At 63.9% G+C, this 16,365-nt stretch carries 19 protein-coding genes; 17 read left to right on the forward strand and 2 right to left on the reverse strand.

Annotated elements, in window-relative coordinates:
- The coding region (locus tag AX708_RS03270) for a TonB-dependent receptor domain-containing protein (RefSeq protein ID WP_331709955.1) at window positions 1-2,216 on the forward strand (2,216 nt) is incomplete at its 5' end.
- Window positions 2,217-2,380: 164 nt separating this feature from the next.
- Here the strand turns inward: AX708_RS03270 and AX708_RS03275 are convergent.
- Window positions 2,381-3,382, reverse strand: coding sequence for a LysR family transcriptional regulator (locus tag AX708_RS03275; RefSeq protein ID WP_066113775.1), 1,002 nt, complete (start codon window positions 3,380-3,382; stop codon window positions 2,381-2,383).
- Between the two features lie 80 nt (window positions 3,383-3,462).
- Between AX708_RS03275 and AX708_RS03280 the strand changes: the two genes are divergently transcribed.
- The 14 genes from AX708_RS03280 (at window position 3,463) to AX708_RS03345 (ending at window position 14,717) form a co-directional block, all read left to right on the forward strand.
- A complete protein-coding gene (locus AX708_RS03280) occupies window positions 3,463-4,608 on the forward strand; it encodes a CaiB/BaiF CoA-transferase family protein (RefSeq protein ID WP_041685272.1) in 1,146 nt (381 codons plus the stop codon).
- Between the two features lie 482 nt (window positions 4,609-5,090).
- Complete coding sequence (locus tag AX708_RS19670; protein WP_017499963.1) at window positions 5,091-5,417, forward strand: helix-turn-helix domain-containing protein; 327 nt, start codon at window positions 5,091-5,093, stop codon at window positions 5,415-5,417.
- A gap of 86 nt (window positions 5,418-5,503) precedes the next feature.
- Entirely contained in the window at window positions 5,504-6,250 is a 747-nt protein-coding gene (locus AX708_RS03290) for a LuxR family transcriptional regulator (protein ID WP_066113774.1), read from the forward strand.
- Between the two features lie 92 nt (window positions 6,251-6,342).
- Window positions 6,343-6,957 carry an acyl-homoserine-lactone synthase gene (locus AX708_RS03295; RefSeq protein ID WP_058454899.1) on the forward strand — a complete coding sequence of 205 codons (615 nt, stop codon included), beginning with the start codon at window positions 6,343-6,345 and terminating at the stop codon, window positions 6,955-6,957.
- A gap of 5 nt (window positions 6,958-6,962) precedes the next feature.
- Window positions 6,963-7,844 carry a phytanoyl-CoA dioxygenase family protein gene (locus tag AX708_RS03300; protein ID WP_082731460.1) on the forward strand — a complete coding sequence of 294 codons (882 nt, stop codon included), beginning with the start codon at window positions 6,963-6,965 and terminating at the stop codon, window positions 7,842-7,844.
- 30 nt (window positions 7,845-7,874) lie between these two features.
- Complete coding sequence (locus AX708_RS03305) at window positions 7,875-8,183, forward strand: helix-turn-helix domain-containing protein (RefSeq protein ID WP_082657684.1); 309 nt, start codon at window positions 7,875-7,877, stop codon at window positions 8,181-8,183.
- A gap of 34 nt (window positions 8,184-8,217) precedes the next feature.
- Window positions 8,218-8,697 carry a S26 family signal peptidase gene (locus tag AX708_RS03310; RefSeq protein ID WP_369815587.1) on the forward strand — a complete coding sequence of 160 codons (480 nt, stop codon included), beginning with the start codon at window positions 8,218-8,220 and terminating at the stop codon, window positions 8,695-8,697.
- Window positions 8,685-9,326 carry a lytic transglycosylase domain-containing protein gene (locus AX708_RS03315; RefSeq protein ID WP_058454896.1) on the forward strand — a complete coding sequence of 214 codons (642 nt, stop codon included), beginning with the start codon at window positions 8,685-8,687 and terminating at the stop codon, window positions 9,324-9,326. The genes AX708_RS03310 and AX708_RS03315 overlap by 13 nt, the downstream gene beginning before the upstream one ends.
- 69 nt (window positions 9,327-9,395) lie before the next feature.
- Complete coding sequence (locus AX708_RS03320) at window positions 9,396-9,836, forward strand: hypothetical protein (RefSeq protein ID WP_137775485.1); 441 nt, start codon at window positions 9,396-9,398, stop codon at window positions 9,834-9,836.
- 516 nt (window positions 9,837-10,352) lie between these two features.
- Entirely contained in the window at window positions 10,353-11,330 is a 978-nt protein-coding gene (locus AX708_RS03325) for an ArdC family protein (protein WP_058454894.1), read from the forward strand.
- Complete coding sequence (locus tag AX708_RS03330) at window positions 11,327-11,749, forward strand: DUF2958 domain-containing protein (RefSeq protein ID WP_058454893.1); 423 nt, start codon at window positions 11,327-11,329, stop codon at window positions 11,747-11,749. Before AX708_RS03325 ends, AX708_RS03330 begins: the two co-directional genes overlap by 4 nt.
- A gap of 85 nt (window positions 11,750-11,834) precedes the next feature.
- Window positions 11,835-13,643 (forward strand): ParB N-terminal domain-containing protein, encoded by a 1,809-nt coding sequence (locus AX708_RS03335; RefSeq protein WP_058454892.1) that lies wholly within the window; start codon window positions 11,835-11,837, stop codon window positions 13,641-13,643.
- A 110-nt stretch (window positions 13,644-13,753) separates the two neighbouring features.
- On the forward strand, window positions 13,754-14,221 hold the full coding sequence (locus AX708_RS03340) for a hypothetical protein (RefSeq protein ID WP_017499952.1): 468 nt from the start codon (window positions 13,754-13,756) through the stop codon (window positions 14,219-14,221).
- Window positions 14,214-14,717: a hypothetical protein gene (locus AX708_RS03345; RefSeq protein ID WP_058454891.1), complete on the forward strand. Its 504-nt coding sequence runs from the start codon at window positions 14,214-14,216 to the stop codon at window positions 14,715-14,717. The genes AX708_RS03340 and AX708_RS03345 overlap by 8 nt, the downstream gene beginning before the upstream one ends.
- Before the next feature lie 53 nt (window positions 14,718-14,770).
- On the opposite strand, the gene AX708_RS03350 is transcribed toward AX708_RS03345, so the two are convergent.
- Window positions 14,771-14,998 carry a hypothetical protein gene (locus AX708_RS03350; protein WP_058454890.1) on the reverse strand — a complete coding sequence of 76 codons (228 nt, stop codon included), beginning with the start codon at window positions 14,996-14,998 and terminating at the stop codon, window positions 14,771-14,773.
- 361 nt (window positions 14,999-15,359) lie between these two features.
- On the opposite strand from AX708_RS03350, the gene AX708_RS03355 reads away from it, so the two are divergent.
- Together AX708_RS03355 and AX708_RS20735 are read left to right on the forward strand one after the other, a co-directional pair.
- Complete coding sequence (locus tag AX708_RS03355; RefSeq protein WP_058454889.1) at window positions 15,360-15,680, forward strand: DUF736 family protein; 321 nt, start codon at window positions 15,360-15,362, stop codon at window positions 15,678-15,680.
- Window positions 15,681-16,012: 332 nt separating this feature from the next.
- A complete protein-coding gene (locus AX708_RS20735; protein WP_167541760.1) occupies window positions 16,013-16,174 on the forward strand; it encodes a hypothetical protein in 162 nt (53 codons plus the stop codon).
- The last annotated feature ends 191 nt before the right edge of the window (window positions 16,175-16,365 follow it).

Here is a 16,365-nt window from a genome sequence, read left to right on the forward strand (position 1 = left end):
GCTCGCGTCAAGCTAACCCGCTGGCACCACTCAACTTAATTTCGGATCAGGCTCTGAGAGGATGTCTATTGGCGTCTGCCGCGTTGTTGTGCTCGGGAACAGCATTTGCCCAGGAAGCAACGCCCCAGGCGAACGACCAAACCGGGAGCGCCACGGAAGCGCTGGCTGAGGACATTGTCGTTACCGCCACCAAAAAGGGCTATGGCGAAAGCGTGCAGAAAGTACCGATGGCGGTCACGGCTTTTGGTGAAGCGCAGTTGGATGCCAAGTTCGTCCAGAATCTTCAAAGTCTGAGCTACGACGTTCCCAACGTCCAGCTCGAGGATGTGGGTACGGCACCGGGCTATGCCAATTTCACTATCCGGGGCCTCGGCATCAACAGCACGATCCCATCGATCGACCCCACCGTAGGCGTTTTCACTGACGGTATTTACCTCGGCATCAACGCTGGTGTCGTGCTGGACAACTTCGACCTTGAGGGGATCGAAGTTCTGCGTGGACCGCAAGGCTTGCTTTTCGGTCGCAACGTTACCGGCGGTGCCGTGGTTGTGCGGACCACACGGCCCAGCTTCGATTTTGGAGCCAAAGCCAAGCTATCCATTGAAACGGGACTGAAGAAGACCGTAAGCGGCACGGTTACCGGACCTATCGTCGATGACGTTTTGGCTGCCAAATTGGCCGTCTACTACAGCGACGACAATGGCTGGTTTCGCAACCGCTTCGACAATCGCAGCTTCGGTAAATCACATGACCTTATCATTCGCCCGGCACTTTCGCTCAAGGGTGGCGACCGCTTCCGAATGGATCTCCGCTATGAGCATGGCGATGTCGAAAGCGATGGAGCCCCTGTCCAGAGTCACGCGCTGTTTCCCCGCGACAGCTTCAGGTTTTCGATCAATTTCCCAGGTTTCTATGATGCCAAATGGGACCAGGCGATCGTGGAAACCAACATCGATGTCGGTCTGGGCGAAGGCGTCTTCACCAACATCGCTGGCTATCGGAAATTCCGATCCTCCGCGGGCGCTGATATCGATGGAACACCACAGTCCTTCTTTCATGCCTTTTTCGAAATCGACCAGGATCAACTCAGCGACGAACTTCGTTATGCCGGAAGGTTCGGTGACGTCGAATTGACAACCGGTCTATACTATTTTTCCCAGGATCTTCGTTACGCCGAGCTGCGGAATCTTTTGGGCGGTGCTCGGATCGTTTCCGGTGGGGGTACGCAAGACCAGACAACATGGGGCATTTTTGCTTCGACCGACTGGCATTTCACCGATACGCTGACCTTGAATCTCGGCGCGCGGTATAGCTGGGAACGCAAAGCCGTTCGGGTCTCGGCCTTACGCGCAAATGGTTGCAATCTAGACACGCTGATCTGTGCAACCAATTTCGCCGACGCGGCAAAATGGCGAGGGTTTACGCCGAAAATCGGCCTTCAGTGGAAGCCGGATGACGACACGCAGATTTATGGCCTTTACACGCGCGGGTTCCGCAGCGGCGGATATAATTTGCGCAACACCGATCCCGCTGTGCCGCCGGGGCCATTCAATCAAGAGACCCAGGACAGTTTCGAACTCGGCGCCAAGAAGCAATTCGGGCGCCACCGGATCAACCTGGCGGCCTTCTACAATCGCATGAAGGACCTGCAGCGCGAGATCAACCTGCCCGGACCGCTTGGCGTCAGCCAGGTCATACGGAACACCGCCGACGCCACAATCAAAGGCGTCGAGGCCGAGGGGCAGTTTTTTCTTTTGTCCAACCTCGTGATTTCGGGTCAGCTCGGCTACGTGAATGGCCAGTATCGCAACGTCCAGTTCGACCTCAGCGGTGATGGCGTCATCAACGATGTGGATCGTGCGCTCAAATTGCCAAGGCTGTCGCCATGGACCTATGGCGTGGGGCTGACTTATGATCAGCAGCTTGGCGAATTGGGGACAGCAACGGCGCGTGTCAGCTTCACGCATCGCGACAAGGCGGCATTCACCGACAACAACGTCGGCTTCCTTCAGGGCGCCGATATGCTCGATGCGAGCCTCACATTGGCGACCGACAACAAGCACTGGCGCTTCTCCATCTATGGCCGAAACCTCCTGAATGAGGTGACGATTGGCGGCGATACACCTTTGCCGGCGGCCTTCGGGGGCACGGGTGCAAGCCTTTCACCGCTAAACAGGGGGCGCGTCATCGGCGGAGAAGTGGCGATTAGCTTCTAGGCCATTTTCGAGGCGAGTGGAATCACCCGCCAACTCGGAAAATGCCCAAGATCAATTTGCTAGAGCATTTCCTGCCGGAAAGCCGGTTCCCACTTCTGCGCGAAATGCTCTAGCTGATCGCGACGGATGCAGCGGATTTCCGATCGCACCCCGCCCCCTTGCCGTTAATCCGATGGTGCGGTGCGCCATGCCTGACGAACAAGGCTGACGAGCGCACGGCCAGCCGGTTTTACCTGCCAGCGGCTACGCACAGCATAACAAAGCGTCAATGGATCGAATAAACCGATTCCCTCCAAGGCCACGAAATTGGCGCGAAACCATGAGTTCTCGGTGAACTGTTTTGCAACCATCCCGATAGCATCGGATGTGGCAACGATCCGTCGAACCAATTGAAAATAGTCTGTCATGTGGATCCAGTCAGCGGGACGCTTACCGCTTTTTTCGTACATCTGCTGAATGATCGATGTGTAGGGTTCGGAAGATGAGGGCACTACGAATTCGAACTGGACCAGCGGCTCCTTGCTGGTCGGGTTTATCCCCAGAATGGGATGATTGTTCCGCACAAAAGGCAGTATTTCGATCGAGGCGACCCGCTCGCACTTGAATTCCGGCCAGCGTGCAAAGGCCGCTTCAAGTCCAAAGGCGACATCGATATCGCCGCGCGACAGGAGTCGCACGCCCCTTTCGCTGTTGCCCGAAACGACTTCGACGCGCACTGCCGGATGGCGCCGCAGCAAAGAAACCAGAGGTTGGGTGAGCAACCAGTCGATTGACCCTGGGAACAGTCCGATTCGAAGCGGGCCCGCATAGGCGTCGGCGCGGCGGGCTGTATCTCCGAGTAGTTCAGCTGCGTCGGCAAGCAAGCGCGCTGCGCGATCGATAAATTCGCGTCCCTCCTCTGTCGGCATCGCGCCCCGTGAGGTCCGATGGAAAAGGGAATAGCCAAGATACCGTTCGAGTTCAGCGACACTCTTGGTCACCGCCGACTGCGTGACACCAACCGCATCCGCTGCCCTGGAGAAGGAACGAAGCTGACCAACCGCGACGGCATGCTTGAGGCGAGAATCGAGCATGGACATGCCCCACAGGAATAATTGCTCCAGAGAATGAATTAGGCGAATCAAGGTCATTTTGTCAATCTTACTTTCGACACTGCCGCCCAGCACGACTGCAACCCGTCTCGAAATCTGGAGCGGCGAAACGGCCTGGATCAAAGCGCCAAGGTCTCAGACGCAGGTATGCCTGAATGACGAAAACTGGTCCGCTTGCAGGCCTCAAAATACTCGAAATTGCGGGCATCGGCCCGGCGCCGTTTTGCGGAATGCTGTTGGCCGACCTTGGCGCCGATGTCGTCGTCATTGAACGCGTAAGCCCTAACTCCGAAAATATCGATCTTGGCAGCGGCGCCATTGTGAACCGCGGGAAACGTGTAATTGCCTTGGATCTGAAGTCCCCCGAAGGCGTCGCGCATGTCCTGGATCTCGTCCAAAGGGGCGATGTACTGATCGAAGGCATGCGGCCTGGGGTGATGGAGAGGCTCGGCCTTGGTCCCGAGGTTTGCCTAGCGCGTAACCCCCGCCTTGTATTCGGTCGCATGACGGGTTGGGGGCAGCAGGGACCTCTCGCCCAAGCGGCCGGCCATGACATCAACTATATCGCGCTGTCAGGAGCCCTTTGGTATGCTGGGCATCCTGGTGAACCGCCAATGGCGCCGCCAAGCCTGGTAGGCGATATTGGGGGTGGAGCGCTTTATTTGGCCATCGGCGTCCTCGCAGCGGCAATGCACGCCCGGGATACCGGGAATGGGCAAGTGGTTGACGCCGCGATCGTCGATGGGAGCGCTCACATGATGAACTTGCTCCTGAGCCTGAAGGCCGCCGGCCAGGTTGCCAGCATACGCGGCTGCAGCATCCTTGACGGCCCTCACTGGTACTCGACCTATCGGTGCGCCGACGGGAATTTCATCTCAGTCGGATCACTCGAGCCCAAGTTCTATGCGCTGCTTTGCAAAAAGCTGGGGTTGGCCGGCGATAGCAGTTTTGACGACGGCTATGATCGTGATGCCTGGCCCGAGCTCAAGCAGCGTTTTAGCGAGATATTCGCCATGCGGACACGGGAAGAATGGCGCGCACTGCTGGAAGGCAGCGATGCCTGCTTTGCCCCCGTGCTTGATCCGGACGAAGCGGCGCGCCATCCTCATATGGCAGCGCGAGGCGTCTATCGGGAGATCGACAATATCCTTCAGGCAATGCCGGCGCCACGTTTTTCGGGCTCGTCACTACCGATCCCCGGACCGATCCCGCTGCATCATGAAGATCCGAGTACAATTCGGCGGGGCTGGAGCAAACCGGACCGCTGCGGGATTACCGCCAGAACCGACTGTTGCGAGTAGTCGGTTGGCATGGTGGGCGGCCAGCGGCCCGACACGAACGGTGATTTCATAACTATGAACCAATGCGACGCTCCGCTTCGCTGCATTCAAATCAAAGGAGACAACGACACACAGGCACGTCAAACTATCCGATGATTCCTGTACGCCACGCCGGAACGGCGATTGCGGACGTGTCCACGGGACGTTGTTCGCATCGTGATTCGCTCGGCGCTTGAAATCAATGCTCGCCCCGGATGTGACGACGCCGATGGGATTTCCACTGCGGCGGCCACGGCCAATGTCCTGGCGTGAGGGCTTCGGTCATCGACCGATTCGACCGTCCGAATGCGGTCTTTTGGCGCGCCTGAGAATCCGCATCAGAGTTGAGTGCGCGTTGTTCGGGAATCTCATTTAAATATTTGTAAAAACGTAATAATATAGATAATAACTCCAACCTGTATCCAGTGTGGAGTAATGGTCGCAGGGCGTGAACTTACGCCCTTATGGATGCGTCGAAGTCCTTCAGTTTGAATCTCAGGAAATTGCGGCTTGCGATGCGCATCACGCAAGAAGCGCTCGCCCATGATGCGGGCACGAGCAGCTCTTATCTGAGTGCGATCGAAAATGGCCGGTCGAGCCCGACGCTGAAAGCAATGGAGCGGCTCGCGAAGGCACTCGGCGTCAATGCCGTCTATCTCTTGTCCGGCCGGATATCGATCTCGATCGTTTCGGACGACGAACTGGAAATCGGCGCGATACTGGCGCGCCCGGCGGTGACGCTCCGGCGCCATCCGCACAAGCCGACGGGGCGGCCGAGCAAGACCAAGTAAATCATCGGGGGCTGCACGCGCGTGGGCTGGAACCACGCGCCCGATAGACGCGCCCGCAACGCGCGCGTCGAAAGGAGTGCCCCTCGGTGCCGTTTCGCGACCTCGATGCCTATATTAAGCAGGCCAGGCGCGCGAACAGTGATCGCGAGCTGTTCAGTTGCAGCGAGGCCGCCGCACGCCAGCTCGGCCTCCCATGGCTCGCGATCGTCCAGAGCATGGCCTTCTTTCAGCCCGGTGGGCGATATTTCCGCATGGACAATTTCCAGAGCTGGGGCGACGTTTTCGTCGCCGAAGGCTATTACCGCGACGATCCCGCCTTGCTCGCGGCGCGCTCGACAAGCCGGGCGTTCGGCTGGCACGAAATGGAGCGACTGCTGGGCGGCTTCACGCGGCGGCAGGCGCGCATCGTGCGCGAAGCCGCGCGTCATGGCCTGCGCAACGGCCTCACCGTTCCGATTGGCGTCGCCGGCGAGCCGCCCGGATGCTGTACGTTCGCAACGCGCGACGGGCAATTGCCGCCATCGCATATCTGCCGGATCGCGACGCTGATGGCGAGCGAGGCTTTTACCGAGGCGCGGCGCTTGCACGGCTTTCCGGCGCGCCGCCTGGAATTGCCCCATCTCAGCCCAAAGCGGCTCGAATGCTTTCGCTTGGCGGCGATGGGCAAGAGCGACGTCGAGATCGGGATCATGATGCACATCGCGCCAACGACCGTGCGCACCTACATGCGCGACCTGCGCGAGCATTTCGGCATCTATTCCCGCGCGCAGCTCCCGGCGATCGCGCTCGCCTGCGGGATCGTCTGCATCGAGGAGATCGTCCCGCGCTTCTGAGTAGGATCGCCGCATCCTCAATATTGACGACTGTTTGAACTCCGCATCTCTGCTCCTTTTGCGACCGTTCACGTTGAACGGGAGCTACTGCTATGATCCATATTGTCCAAGGGTGCTCGCTTACCGATGCGCGCGCCGCCTCGATGTTCGAGGACCGCAAGACCCTGTTCGTCGATCTGCTGGGCTGGGATGTTCCGGTCGTCGGCGGCCGCTATGAAATCGACAGCTATGACGGCGACAAGGCGGTCTATCTGATCGCCACCGACGATGGCTGCATTCACCAGGGGTCGATGCGGCTGCTATCGACAGAGGGCGCGCATCTGCTCGCCGATCGTTTCGCGTCGCTCTGCGAGTGCGATGCGCCCCGGGGGGAGCAGGTTCGCGAGATTACGCGACTTTGCCTGCCGCAACGATTGGGCGCCCCCGGACGCCTGCGTGTCCGCAACCGGCTCATCTCGGCGATGGTCGATCATGCGCTCGGCAGCGGAATCACCATGCTAACCGGCGTCGTGACCGCTGCTTTTCGCGAGGAGGTTTTGGCGATGGGCTGGCGCGCAGCGCCGCTCGGCCCCGCGCGCCGCATCGATGGCGCGTTCCTTGGAGCGTTCCGCATCGAGATCTGCGCCGGTACGCCTGCGCTGCTGGCGTCGAACGGCATCTATGTGCCGGGTGCGATCACTCCCGATGCGGCGGCAAGAGCCGCGTGAAGGGAATGGCGATGCACGACCCCGCCCGCCTAGCCGCGATGCTGCTCGCCGACGGTTATGTCATTGTCGATAACGCCGTGCCGACCGAGCTAATCACCGCGCTCGAAGCCGAACTCGCACCGCGCTTCGTCGCCACGCCCTTTTGCGAAGGCGGATTCTACGGAGCCCGCACCAAGCGCTTTGGCGCGTTGTTGCGGCGTTCACGGCATATCGCCGGCCTTGTGCTGCACCCGATCATCTGCGGTATCGCCGAAACGGTGCTCGGGGAATGGTGCGATCGTATCGTTCTCAACCTCACCCAGGCGATCGAAATCCATCCCGGCGCGCTCGCGCAGGTGCCGCACCGCGACCAGGATCTCTGGGGCGGCGTCAAGACCGGGATGCACTATCAGATCAACGTCATCTGGCCGATCGATCCGTTCACGCTGGAGAGTGGCGCGACGCTGGTCTGGCCGGGCAGCCATCACGATGCGGCATCGCAACCGGGCGATGCACGTCCGGTCGCCGCCGAAATGCCACCCGGCTCCGCGCTGCTGTTCCTCGGATCGATCCTGCATGGTGCCGGCGCTAACCAGTCCGATCATGTGCGCCGCGCGGTCATCACCTCCTATTGCCTCGGATGGCTGCGGACGTTCGAGAATCAGTATCTCGTCTACCCGCCCGCCATCGCTCGAGCGTTCGATCCCGATCTGGCCGCGCTCATCGGCTATGCCCAGCATCGCCCCAATCTCGGTAATGTCGAAGGCCAGTGCCCATCGGTGCTGCTTTACCGCGACGATATTGACGGCCTCCCGGCGATCGACGCGCTGCTTCCCGGTCAGGCGGACATGTTGGACGCCTACGTCGCGGATCAGGAAGCGGCGCGTGCGGGCCTGATCGGCGGGTAACGCGGGTTCGTCGGACTAGACGCTGCATCCATGACACACGATCCGAACGACAAAGCAGGCGGCGGCGCACGAACACCGACCGAGGTGGCGCCGCCCGCTGTGAACGGTGGAGCTGTATCTTCGACCGCGGAGCGCGCCCGGCGGGCACGCGAACATTGCCCGTTCCTGACAACCAAGCAGGCCGCGTTCCATCTCGGCCTCGCAGCGGACACGCTCAAGAAGATGCGCCGCGAGCGGCGCGGTCCGTGCTGCCGGAAACACGGCACCGTCTGGCGCTACCATATCGACGATATCGAGGCCTGGTCGCGCGCGAACATGCGGGATGGCGGAAATGGCTAGGCTGTTACCCTCCCGTCTGCCGGTTCGGGCCTCCGTGCTGATCAGTGTTGGCGTCGCCGCGCTGACGGCGACGATCGCGCTGCCCCCGACGCCGCGGCTGGTCTGGAACGTGTCGGCCAGCGCGCCGATCGGCCTCTATGCCGTTGGCGGCCGTCACGACATCGCGGCTGGCGACATGGTGCTGGCCCGCGTGCCCGACCGCTGGCGCCGGCTCGCCGCCGAGCGGCGCTACATTCCGATCAACGTCCCTTTGGTGAAGCGCGTCGCGGCCGTGCCCGGCGACCGCGTTTGCGCCCGTGGTCGCGATATCTCCGTAAATGGCCGCCCAGTCACTGATCGCCGCGAAGCTGACGGCCGCGGGCGGCCGATGCCGCGGTGGAGCGGATGTGTGACACTGAGAACCGGTGCGCTGTTCCTCCTGATGGACAGCCCGGATTCGTTCGACGGGCGTTATTTCGGACCGACATCGCGCGGCGACGTCATCGGCGAGGCGCGGCTGTTGTGGCTGGGCTGAGGGTCGCCATCACCGCCTTGGCGCTGCTAGCGGCGGCGCCGGCTGGCGCGCAGTCGGTCGTTCACTGGCGGCCTTATATCGAGGCAGCCTCGGCGCGTTTCGGCGTGCCGGTAGAATGGATCGAGCGCGTCATGCGCGCCGAGAGCGGCGGACGCACGATGCTGGACGGTCGCCCGATCACCAGCCACGCCGGCGCGATGGGGCTGATGCAGCTCATGCCCGGCACCTGGTCCGAAATGCGCGCGCGGCTCGGGCTCGGGTCCGATCCACATAGCCCGCGCGACAACATATTGGCGGGGACGCTCTATCTTCGCCTGATGTATGACCGCTTCGGCTATCCCGGTCTGTTCGCAGCCTATAATGCGGGACCGGCACGCTATGCCGAGCACGTGCGGACCGGCCGCGCGCTGCCCGGCGAGACCCGCGCCTATCTCGCGAGCGTCGCCGGAGTGCCCGTCAATTCCCAGTCGGCTGTCGCGGCCGCCAGTGCAACGCCGCGTACCGCCAATGCCATCTTCTTCGCGATCGGCGACCGGCCCCCTGCCGGCCGGAGCGAAGCCGGCGCGGCCACGCTGTTCGTCGTGCTACGCGCAGGGCCGCCCGAGACGGCTGCGCCAGGCCGTCCGTAGTGAGCACCGATCCGGGCTTCATGCGGATTCGTGTTTCTGCTATGTTCCGAGGCTATGGAGTTGGTCGTCATGCTGCTCGGTCTGATCCTTTCCGCCACCGGCATCGTCCTCTTCGCCTGGGCGATGTTCCGGCTCGCCGTCTTCGCGCTCCCGGTCGGGCTGGGTGCGGCCACCTTTCTGTGGGCGGCGGGTGGCGAGCTGGGGCTGTTGCTCGGCCTGCTTCTCGGCCTCGTCGTCGGCGTCGCGGCCTTGCTGATCGGACGCATGCTCATCGCGTCACGGTTGCCGGTTCCAGTTCGCGGGGCGGTCGCTTTTCTCTTCGCTGTGCCCGCCGGGATCGCCGGCCACAGCGTCGTCTCCGGCCTGATGCATCTCGGCGGCGCGCGGCCGACCGCGACCGGCATCGCCGCGGCGGTCGGCGCGATCATCATCGCCAGTGCCGCCATGATGAGCCTGTTGCCCGCGATGACCGCTCGCACCGGTTCGCACGGATCCCCGCTGCACGGTTGATCCGCGGCGGGTCAGTCGGCCGAGTGCTCGCCTCCGCGTCACCGTCGCGTAAGGCGACCATGGCGAGAGTGCGTCAAGACGGCAGGGTCTGACCTGACGCATCCGGGTTTTTGGGCGCCTCGCGCCTGCGGCGCGACCGCCGCTCTATTCCGCTAGGCTCACATCCGTTCGCCAAGCTCCACCGGGCCACGCTTCGCGCGTCCCGGCCAAAGGTGATGATCGGACTGGCGGGATGCCGGAGCCTTGCTCCGGCCTGTCGTCGCCGCGCCTGACCGGCGCGGCGGCGTTTTTCGTTGGGCCTTCCCCTCGTCGCACGGGTGGACGGCGCTCCCTTCTGGGCCCGGCCCGGCGTCCCGCAAGCCGGCCCTCGACTGCGCTCGGGCTCGGCTCCTCCATTGCATTGCGGCCCTGCGGGTGCGGACCGCCTTCTGGCCGCGCCCGGCAGGTCGCAGTTCGCCGCCCACCCCCGCTCCGGGGGAGGCCCTGGGGTTTTTGGGGCGGTGCAGGAGGATAGCCATGCGCCAGAGCGGCAAGCATCGCGCGCGCGGAGAAGCTGGCAGGAGCCAGCCCCCGGCAGAGCGCGCCAATCTTTACGACGAGGTGACGAACCGGATCGTTGCCGAACTTGAGGCGGGCCGCGTTCCTTGGGTCCAGCCTTGGGGCCGCCCCAATGGTCAAGGCTTCTCCGCCGCCCCCGGCCTTCCGCGCAATGCGCTCACCAGCCGCAATTACAGCGGCGTCAACGTGCTCATTCTCTGGGGCGCGGTTATCGAGTGCGGTTATCCTTCGCAATCGTGGCTGACCTTCCGCCAAGCCCTTGAAGCAGGCGGCAACGTCCGCAAGGGCGAGCGCGGGACCACCGTTGTCTATGCCGACCGCTTCACCCCCGAGGCCGAGAAGGAACGCGCACGCCTGACCGGCGACGAGGCCCGCGCCGTGCCCTTCCTCAAACGCTTCACCGTGTTCAACGTCGCGCAATGCGAAGGCTTGCGCCCCGGCCTTGCCGCCGGCCCCGCGCCGCTCCCCGAACGCCAGATCGTGCCCGTCGCCGAAGCGGTTATTGCCGCATCGGGCGTCGATTTCCGCATCGGCGGCAACCGTGCCTTCTATGTACCCGCGCATGATTATGTGCAGGTTCCGCCGCAACCCGCGTTCTTCGAGCAGATCAACTATTATCGCACCGCGCTGCACGAACTGACCCATTCGACCGGCCACGCCTCGCGCCTCGACCGCAAGATTCTCAACCCGTTCGGCAGCAAGGACTACGCCCGCGAGGAACTGGTCGCCGAAATGGGTAGCGCCTTCCTCTGCGCCGCGCTTGGCATCGAACCGACCGTGCGCCATGCCGATTATCTGGCATCATGGCTGGAGGTCTTGCGCGAGGACAATCGCGCCATCTTCTGCGCCGCGAGCGCGGCGAGCAAGGCCGCCGACTGGATAATGGCGCGCCATACCGAGGCCAGCGAAAGCGACGAGCGGAGGGCGGCGGCATGATCCTGCTGACCCCCGAACTGCGCTTCGCGCTGCGCGCGAACGACTTGGCCCGCTGCGCCGCCGCGCGCGATGGCGCGCCAGAACCCGATCCCGTTCCGCTGGTCAAATTCTTCAATCCCTTGGGCGCGGCAACATGGCTCGCGACCGAGCTTTACGATGATGACGACACGCTGTTCGGCCTTGCCGACTTGGGGTTCGGCTTTCCCGAACTCGGCACATTCAGCCTGTCCGAAATGGCGAGCGTCCGCTTGCCCTTCGGCCTGTTCATCGAGCGCGACGAGCATTTCGAACCGTTCGCCCCGCTCTCGACATGGGCCGAGACCGCGCGGCGGGCGGGCGCGATCATCTTCGCTGAAACCGAACTTCGCCGCGCGGCCGACAGCCGCAACGGCAAGGAGCTTCCGCCCCGAGGCGGGTGACGCGCGGCGCGTTTCGCCGCATCGAGTGCCGGTCCCGCCCATCCAGCAAGACAAACGGGACCGGCGCTCCAGAAGGAGCAGACCAATGAAACTCGACTTTATCGACCTTGGCAAGCTGTCCGTCAGCAAGGCCAATATGCGCTACGCGAAGAAGGCGCCGGACGTGTCCGACATCCTTCCGACCGTCCGCGCGCGCGGCGTTCTCGTGCCGCTGATCGTGCGACCGAATTGCGGTCCCGATGCGTTCGAGATCGTCGCGGGCGCGCGGCGCTTCACCGCCGCGCAGATCGTCGCGGGCGAAACCGGCAGCGCCGACCCCTTGCCGTGCGCCATTCTCGAGAACGGCGACGATGCCGCCGCCATCGAGGCGTCGCTGATCGAGAATATCGCGCGGCTCGCGCCCGACGAGGTGACACGCTGGGAAACCTTCACCCGGCTGGTCAAGGAAGGCCGCGACGAAGCGGATATTTCCGCGACGTTCGGCATCCCCGAGCTTGGCGTCAAACGCATCCTCGCGCTCGGCAATCTCTTGCCGCGCATCCGCGACCTCTACCGCAAGGAAGAGATCAACGCGGCGACCGTCCGGCACCTGACCTTGGCGAGCACGAGCCAGCAAAAGGCATGGCTGGCGCTGTTCAGCGACCCCGACGCCTATTGCCCGACCGGCCATCAGTTGAAGGACTGGCTGTTCGGCGGCGCGTCGATCAAGGTCGAACATGCCCTGTTCGACGTCGAGAGGCTCAAGCTCGCGATCATCGCCGACCTGTTCGGCGAGGATCGCTTTTTCGCCGACGCCGACGCCTTCTGGCGCGAGCAGGACGCGGCCATCGAGGATCGCCGCGAAGCCTATCTCGACGAGGGATGGAGCGATGTCGTGATCGTCCCGCGCGGCGAATACTTCCATCGCTACGAGTTTGTGAAGGCTCCCAAGCGCAAGGGGGCGCGCGTCTATATCGACGTGCGCGCGAGCGGCGAGGTGGACTTTTACGAGGGCTATGTCACGTCGAAGGAGGCCAAGCGGCTCGAACGCGGCGAGCCGATCGACACCGCTCCCAAGGTGCCGCGCCCCGAGGTGACGAGCACGATGCAGACCTATATCGACCTGCATCGCCACGCGGCCGTGCGCGCCGCGCTGACCCGTCACCCCAAGGTCGCGCTGCGCTTGATGGTGGCGCACGCCATCGTCGGTTCGCCGCTTTGGACCATCAAGCCCGAGCCGCAGACCGCGCGCAACGATTTGGTTGCCGAAAGCGTCGAAACCTGCCGCGCGGAAACCGACTTCGATACGAAGCGCCGCGCCGTATTGGACCTTCTCGGCTTCTCGCCCGAGGAACCGACCGTGGCCGGCGGCAACGGCGACGACTTCGGACTTGTCGGCGTGTTCCTCCGCTTGCTCGACGTGCCCGACCGCGCCGTCATGGACGTGGTGGTGATCGTCATGGGCGAAACGCTCGCCAGCGGCAGCGCCGCCGTCGAGGCGGTGGGCGGCGAGATCGGCGTCGATATGGCCCGCTACTGGCAGGCCGACGACGCCTTTTTCGAGTGTGTCCGCGACAAGGAGGTGCTGACCCGCATCGTCGCCGAGGTGGCGGGCGAACCTGTCGCCGCCGCCAATGCGAAGGAACCGGGCAAGGTCTTGAAGCGCATCGTCCGCGACCATCTGGACGGCACGAACGGACGGCCCAAGGTCGAGGGTTGGGTGCCGAAATGGATGGCGTTCCCGCCCGCTGCCTATACGGCGCGCGGCGGCGTCGGCACCGTCGCGGCTCATGCCAAGGTGCTCGCGGCGCGCCCCGACCGCGAGCCGGAACCGACCGGCCCCGGCGCGGTGATTGCGCTTCCGGCCCCTGCCAAGGCCGAGCCGCAGGAACAGCCCGAGCGCGAAGCCGCATGAAACTGGACGGGCGGCGGCGCACCCGCCGCCCGTTCCGCCCCCCATAAAATCGCCGCGCCGCTCGGCCGCAAGCGGCCCTCGCAGCGCGGATTTCAGACAGGAGACTTGTCATGGCCGACCGTGTTTCGGCATCCATCACCATCGGCGGGACGCTCCCCGCCAGCCAGCTTCCCGCCTTCGCCGAGGCCATCGCGAACGAAGGGCTGTCCACCGAATGGGACGGCGAACCCTTCGCGCTCGGCGATCTGCCCGAGGGCGAGCCCTTGGCGCTCATGGCGCACGAGGTCGCCTGGGGGCGGTTCGAGGGACTCGAAGCCTTCTGCATCGCGCATGGGCTTTTCTTCGCGCGCTGGTCGGGCGCCTATGCCTGCCAGTGGGGTGCGGAACGCACCGTGTTCACCGGCAGCGGCGAACCGCAAAGCTACGCTGCCGACGAGGACGACTATATCCTCATGGGGCGCTGCACCGCCGAGCGATTGGGCAGCTATGCGGCGATCATCGCGCATTTCGATGCGGCCGACTTCGCGGTGCCCCCGCTTGTCATCACGCCCGAACGGGAGGAGGCGAGCAATGGCTGACATCTGGATTCAGGGCAGCTTCGCCTTTCGCTGCACCGCCGCCGAGTGCGCGCTGATCGAGGAAGTCGCAAACGCTGGCTACGCGCTGGCGAATGACGACGCGCCCGATCCGCCGAGCGCGGCGCTGCTCGCAGCCTTTCCGCCGGACGATGCGAACGTGCCGTGGAGCGGGTTTCGCGAGGCGTTCAACGATCCCGAATTTCCCACCATCGGAGCCGATTTCATCGCGGAAACCTGCCCCGACGACCCAGCCGTGCGGATCGTGTGTTTCGCCAGCATGGACGATTTCGACGCCTATGCTATCGCCGTGGTCGTCCAGCGATGTTGCGCCGAAACGTTGTCCAAGGGGCCGATAGGCTTTGATTGGGCGATGACCTGTTCCAAGCCCCGCATCGGTGAATTCGGCAGCGGCTGGTGCGCGATTTTCGCAGACCGCATCGAGATCGAGGCGACCAACGAGCCGCTGGCGCGCGCGCTCGCGGGCGACGGCAACTAGCCCAAATCGCGCCGCACCGCGCGCTCGCGTGCCGAAAACCCCCGCCGCCTGACCTACCGGGCGGTGCGGCGGATCACCGTCCGGGTGCTTCCGCATAGCGTGCATTCGTCCTTCTGCCGCTCGAATCCGCGCGTGCCGCCGAGCGCGCGGGTGACGACATTGGCCTGTGCGGTAACCCACAGGTTGAGCCGGTCAGTCACGCAGGCATCGCACACCGCCGCGCCGTCCAGCCGCACGATCAGCCGTTCGATCTGCCCCGCAATCGTCGTTCCTTCGTTCATCGCCGTGAGGCTATAGCCGCCGCTTCGTGGCCGCGAAAGCAATCATGGCTTCCCGGAAGGACGCCGGACTGGGCTTCCTGTCCGCGCGCGCATCTCGTCCTTTCGTGTCTCACCACCCCGTCGCCGGCTCCTTGGGCGCATGACCTGGGACGGCCGCGCGCCCCGCGAAACCATCGCGCGGAACTGATTTCCCCGCGCCGCTTTGGCGGCGCTCCTCGCGGCCGCTTCGCTCCAAATCAGCCCCGCGCTTCCGGTCCTCCGCTTCGCTTCGGCCTGCGGTTCGCAGCGCGCTCAAGGGCCGTCCCTTCGGTCCGCCCATCGCCCGGCATCGGGTCGGGCGACTGTGTGAAGGAGACGAGAAATGCCCGCAATCGGTCATGTCCAGCGCCAGAACGACGGTTCGTTCCGGGGCGCCTTGAAGACGCTTTCGGTCAATGCCGAGATCGCCATCATCCCCAATCGCGGTAAGACCGGGGACCAGCCCGACTACCGCGTGCTGTCGAACGGCGTCGAACTGGGCGGCGGCTGGATCCGCACCGGCGAGGTGAGCCAGCGCGAATATGTCCGCCTCGCCATGTCAGCCCCCGAACTTGGCGGCCGCACCCTCTACGCCAATCTCGGCCGCGCCGCCGGGCAGGACGACGACGACGCGTTCGCTGTCATCTGGAACCCCGGCGACTGAGCCGGATCGCTCCCGCGCCGGTCACCCGGCGCGGGGCTTTCCTCATGCCTTGAGGGCTCGGCGTGGGCCTTTTCCTGCACCGGAACGCGCTTGCGGGCCTGCAGAGAGGAAGAAATCCGCTCAGCAAGCACCGAGTATCCGGCGGCGAACGGACCGCCTCAACCATCGACGGTTCCCCCAATTTTCACGCCACCTGCGTTCCGCTTCGCTCCACTCCGGCGACGAGAAAATCGGCTCCCCCGTCGCCCGCTTCGCGGCCGCTGCGCGGTGGTTGACCCGACCCGCTCCCCGCCGGGCGATGGCTCATCTTTCGCTTGTATCAGGAGGATGAGATGTCGGTTGAACAACAGATCGAGGAGCTTCGCGCGGAGCTTTCATGGTGCGATGACGCGGCAGAACGGCGGCAGATCGAAGCCGAATTAAGGGCCGCTGAGAAGAGGCTGAAGCGGTGCAATCGGGCGCTGCGTCAGGCCGAACAGGCAGGCTGGCAATAAGGCGATGCGCTGTTGAAGGGGCAGGTTCGCGGGAGTGGTGCCGCATGGCGCCGCTCCCCTTTTCTAATCGGGAAGGCGGGAAGGCAAAGCGGGCGTCTGGGGCGGCAGGTGGCAGTCGGGCTTGACGGCAAGATAGAGGCAAAATCTCGCGATTTTGTAAGTGTTTGTCTGCACATCGTTTTTTGAAGGCT

Source organism: Erythrobacter sp. CCH5-A1 (assembly GCF_001557115.1).
Lineage (GTDB): Bacteria > Pseudomonadota > Alphaproteobacteria > Sphingomonadales > Sphingomonadaceae > Erythrobacter.

Bases quoted from the DNA above. Each gene is read 5' to 3' on its own strand.
- AX708_RS03330 (WP_058454893.1), top strand. From the start codon at position 11,327: ATGATCCTGCTGACCCCCGAACTGCGCTTCGCGCTGCGCGCGAACGAC.
- AX708_RS03325 (WP_058454894.1), top strand. From the start codon at position 10,353: ATGCGCCAGAGCGGCAAGCATCGCGCGCGCGGAGAAGCTGGCAGGAGC.
- AX708_RS03345 (WP_058454891.1), top strand. From the start codon at position 14,214: ATGGCTGACATCTGGATTCAGGGCAGCTTCGCCTTTCGCTGCACCGCC.
- AX708_RS03295 (WP_058454899.1), top strand. From the start codon at position 6,343: ATGATCCATATTGTCCAAGGGTGCTCGCTTACCGATGCGCGCGCCGCC.
- AX708_RS03320 (WP_137775485.1), top strand. From the start codon at position 9,396: ATGCTGCTCGGTCTGATCCTTTCCGCCACCGGCATCGTCCTCTTCGCC.
- AX708_RS03335 (WP_058454892.1), top strand. From the start codon at position 11,835: ATGAAACTCGACTTTATCGACCTTGGCAAGCTGTCCGTCAGCAAGGCC.
- AX708_RS03355 (WP_058454889.1), top strand. From the start codon at position 15,360: ATGCCCGCAATCGGTCATGTCCAGCGCCAGAACGACGGTTCGTTCCGG.
- AX708_RS03350 (WP_058454890.1), bottom strand. From the start codon at position 14,998: ATGAACGAAGGAACGACGATTGCGGGGCAGATCGAACGGCTGATCGTG.
- AX708_RS03280 (WP_041685272.1), top strand. From the start codon at position 3,463: ATGACGAAAACTGGTCCGCTTGCAGGCCTCAAAATACTCGAAATTGCG.
- AX708_RS03300 (WP_082731460.1), top strand. From the start codon at position 6,963: ATGGCGATGCACGACCCCGCCCGCCTAGCCGCGATGCTGCTCGCCGAC.
- AX708_RS19670 (WP_017499963.1), top strand. From the start codon at position 5,091: ATGGATGCGTCGAAGTCCTTCAGTTTGAATCTCAGGAAATTGCGGCTT.
- AX708_RS03340 (WP_017499952.1), top strand. From the start codon at position 13,754: ATGGCCGACCGTGTTTCGGCATCCATCACCATCGGCGGGACGCTCCCC.
- AX708_RS20735 (WP_167541760.1), top strand. From the start codon at position 16,013: ATGTCGGTTGAACAACAGATCGAGGAGCTTCGCGCGGAGCTTTCATGG.
- AX708_RS03305 (WP_082657684.1), top strand. From the start codon at position 7,875: ATGACACACGATCCGAACGACAAAGCAGGCGGCGGCGCACGAACACCG.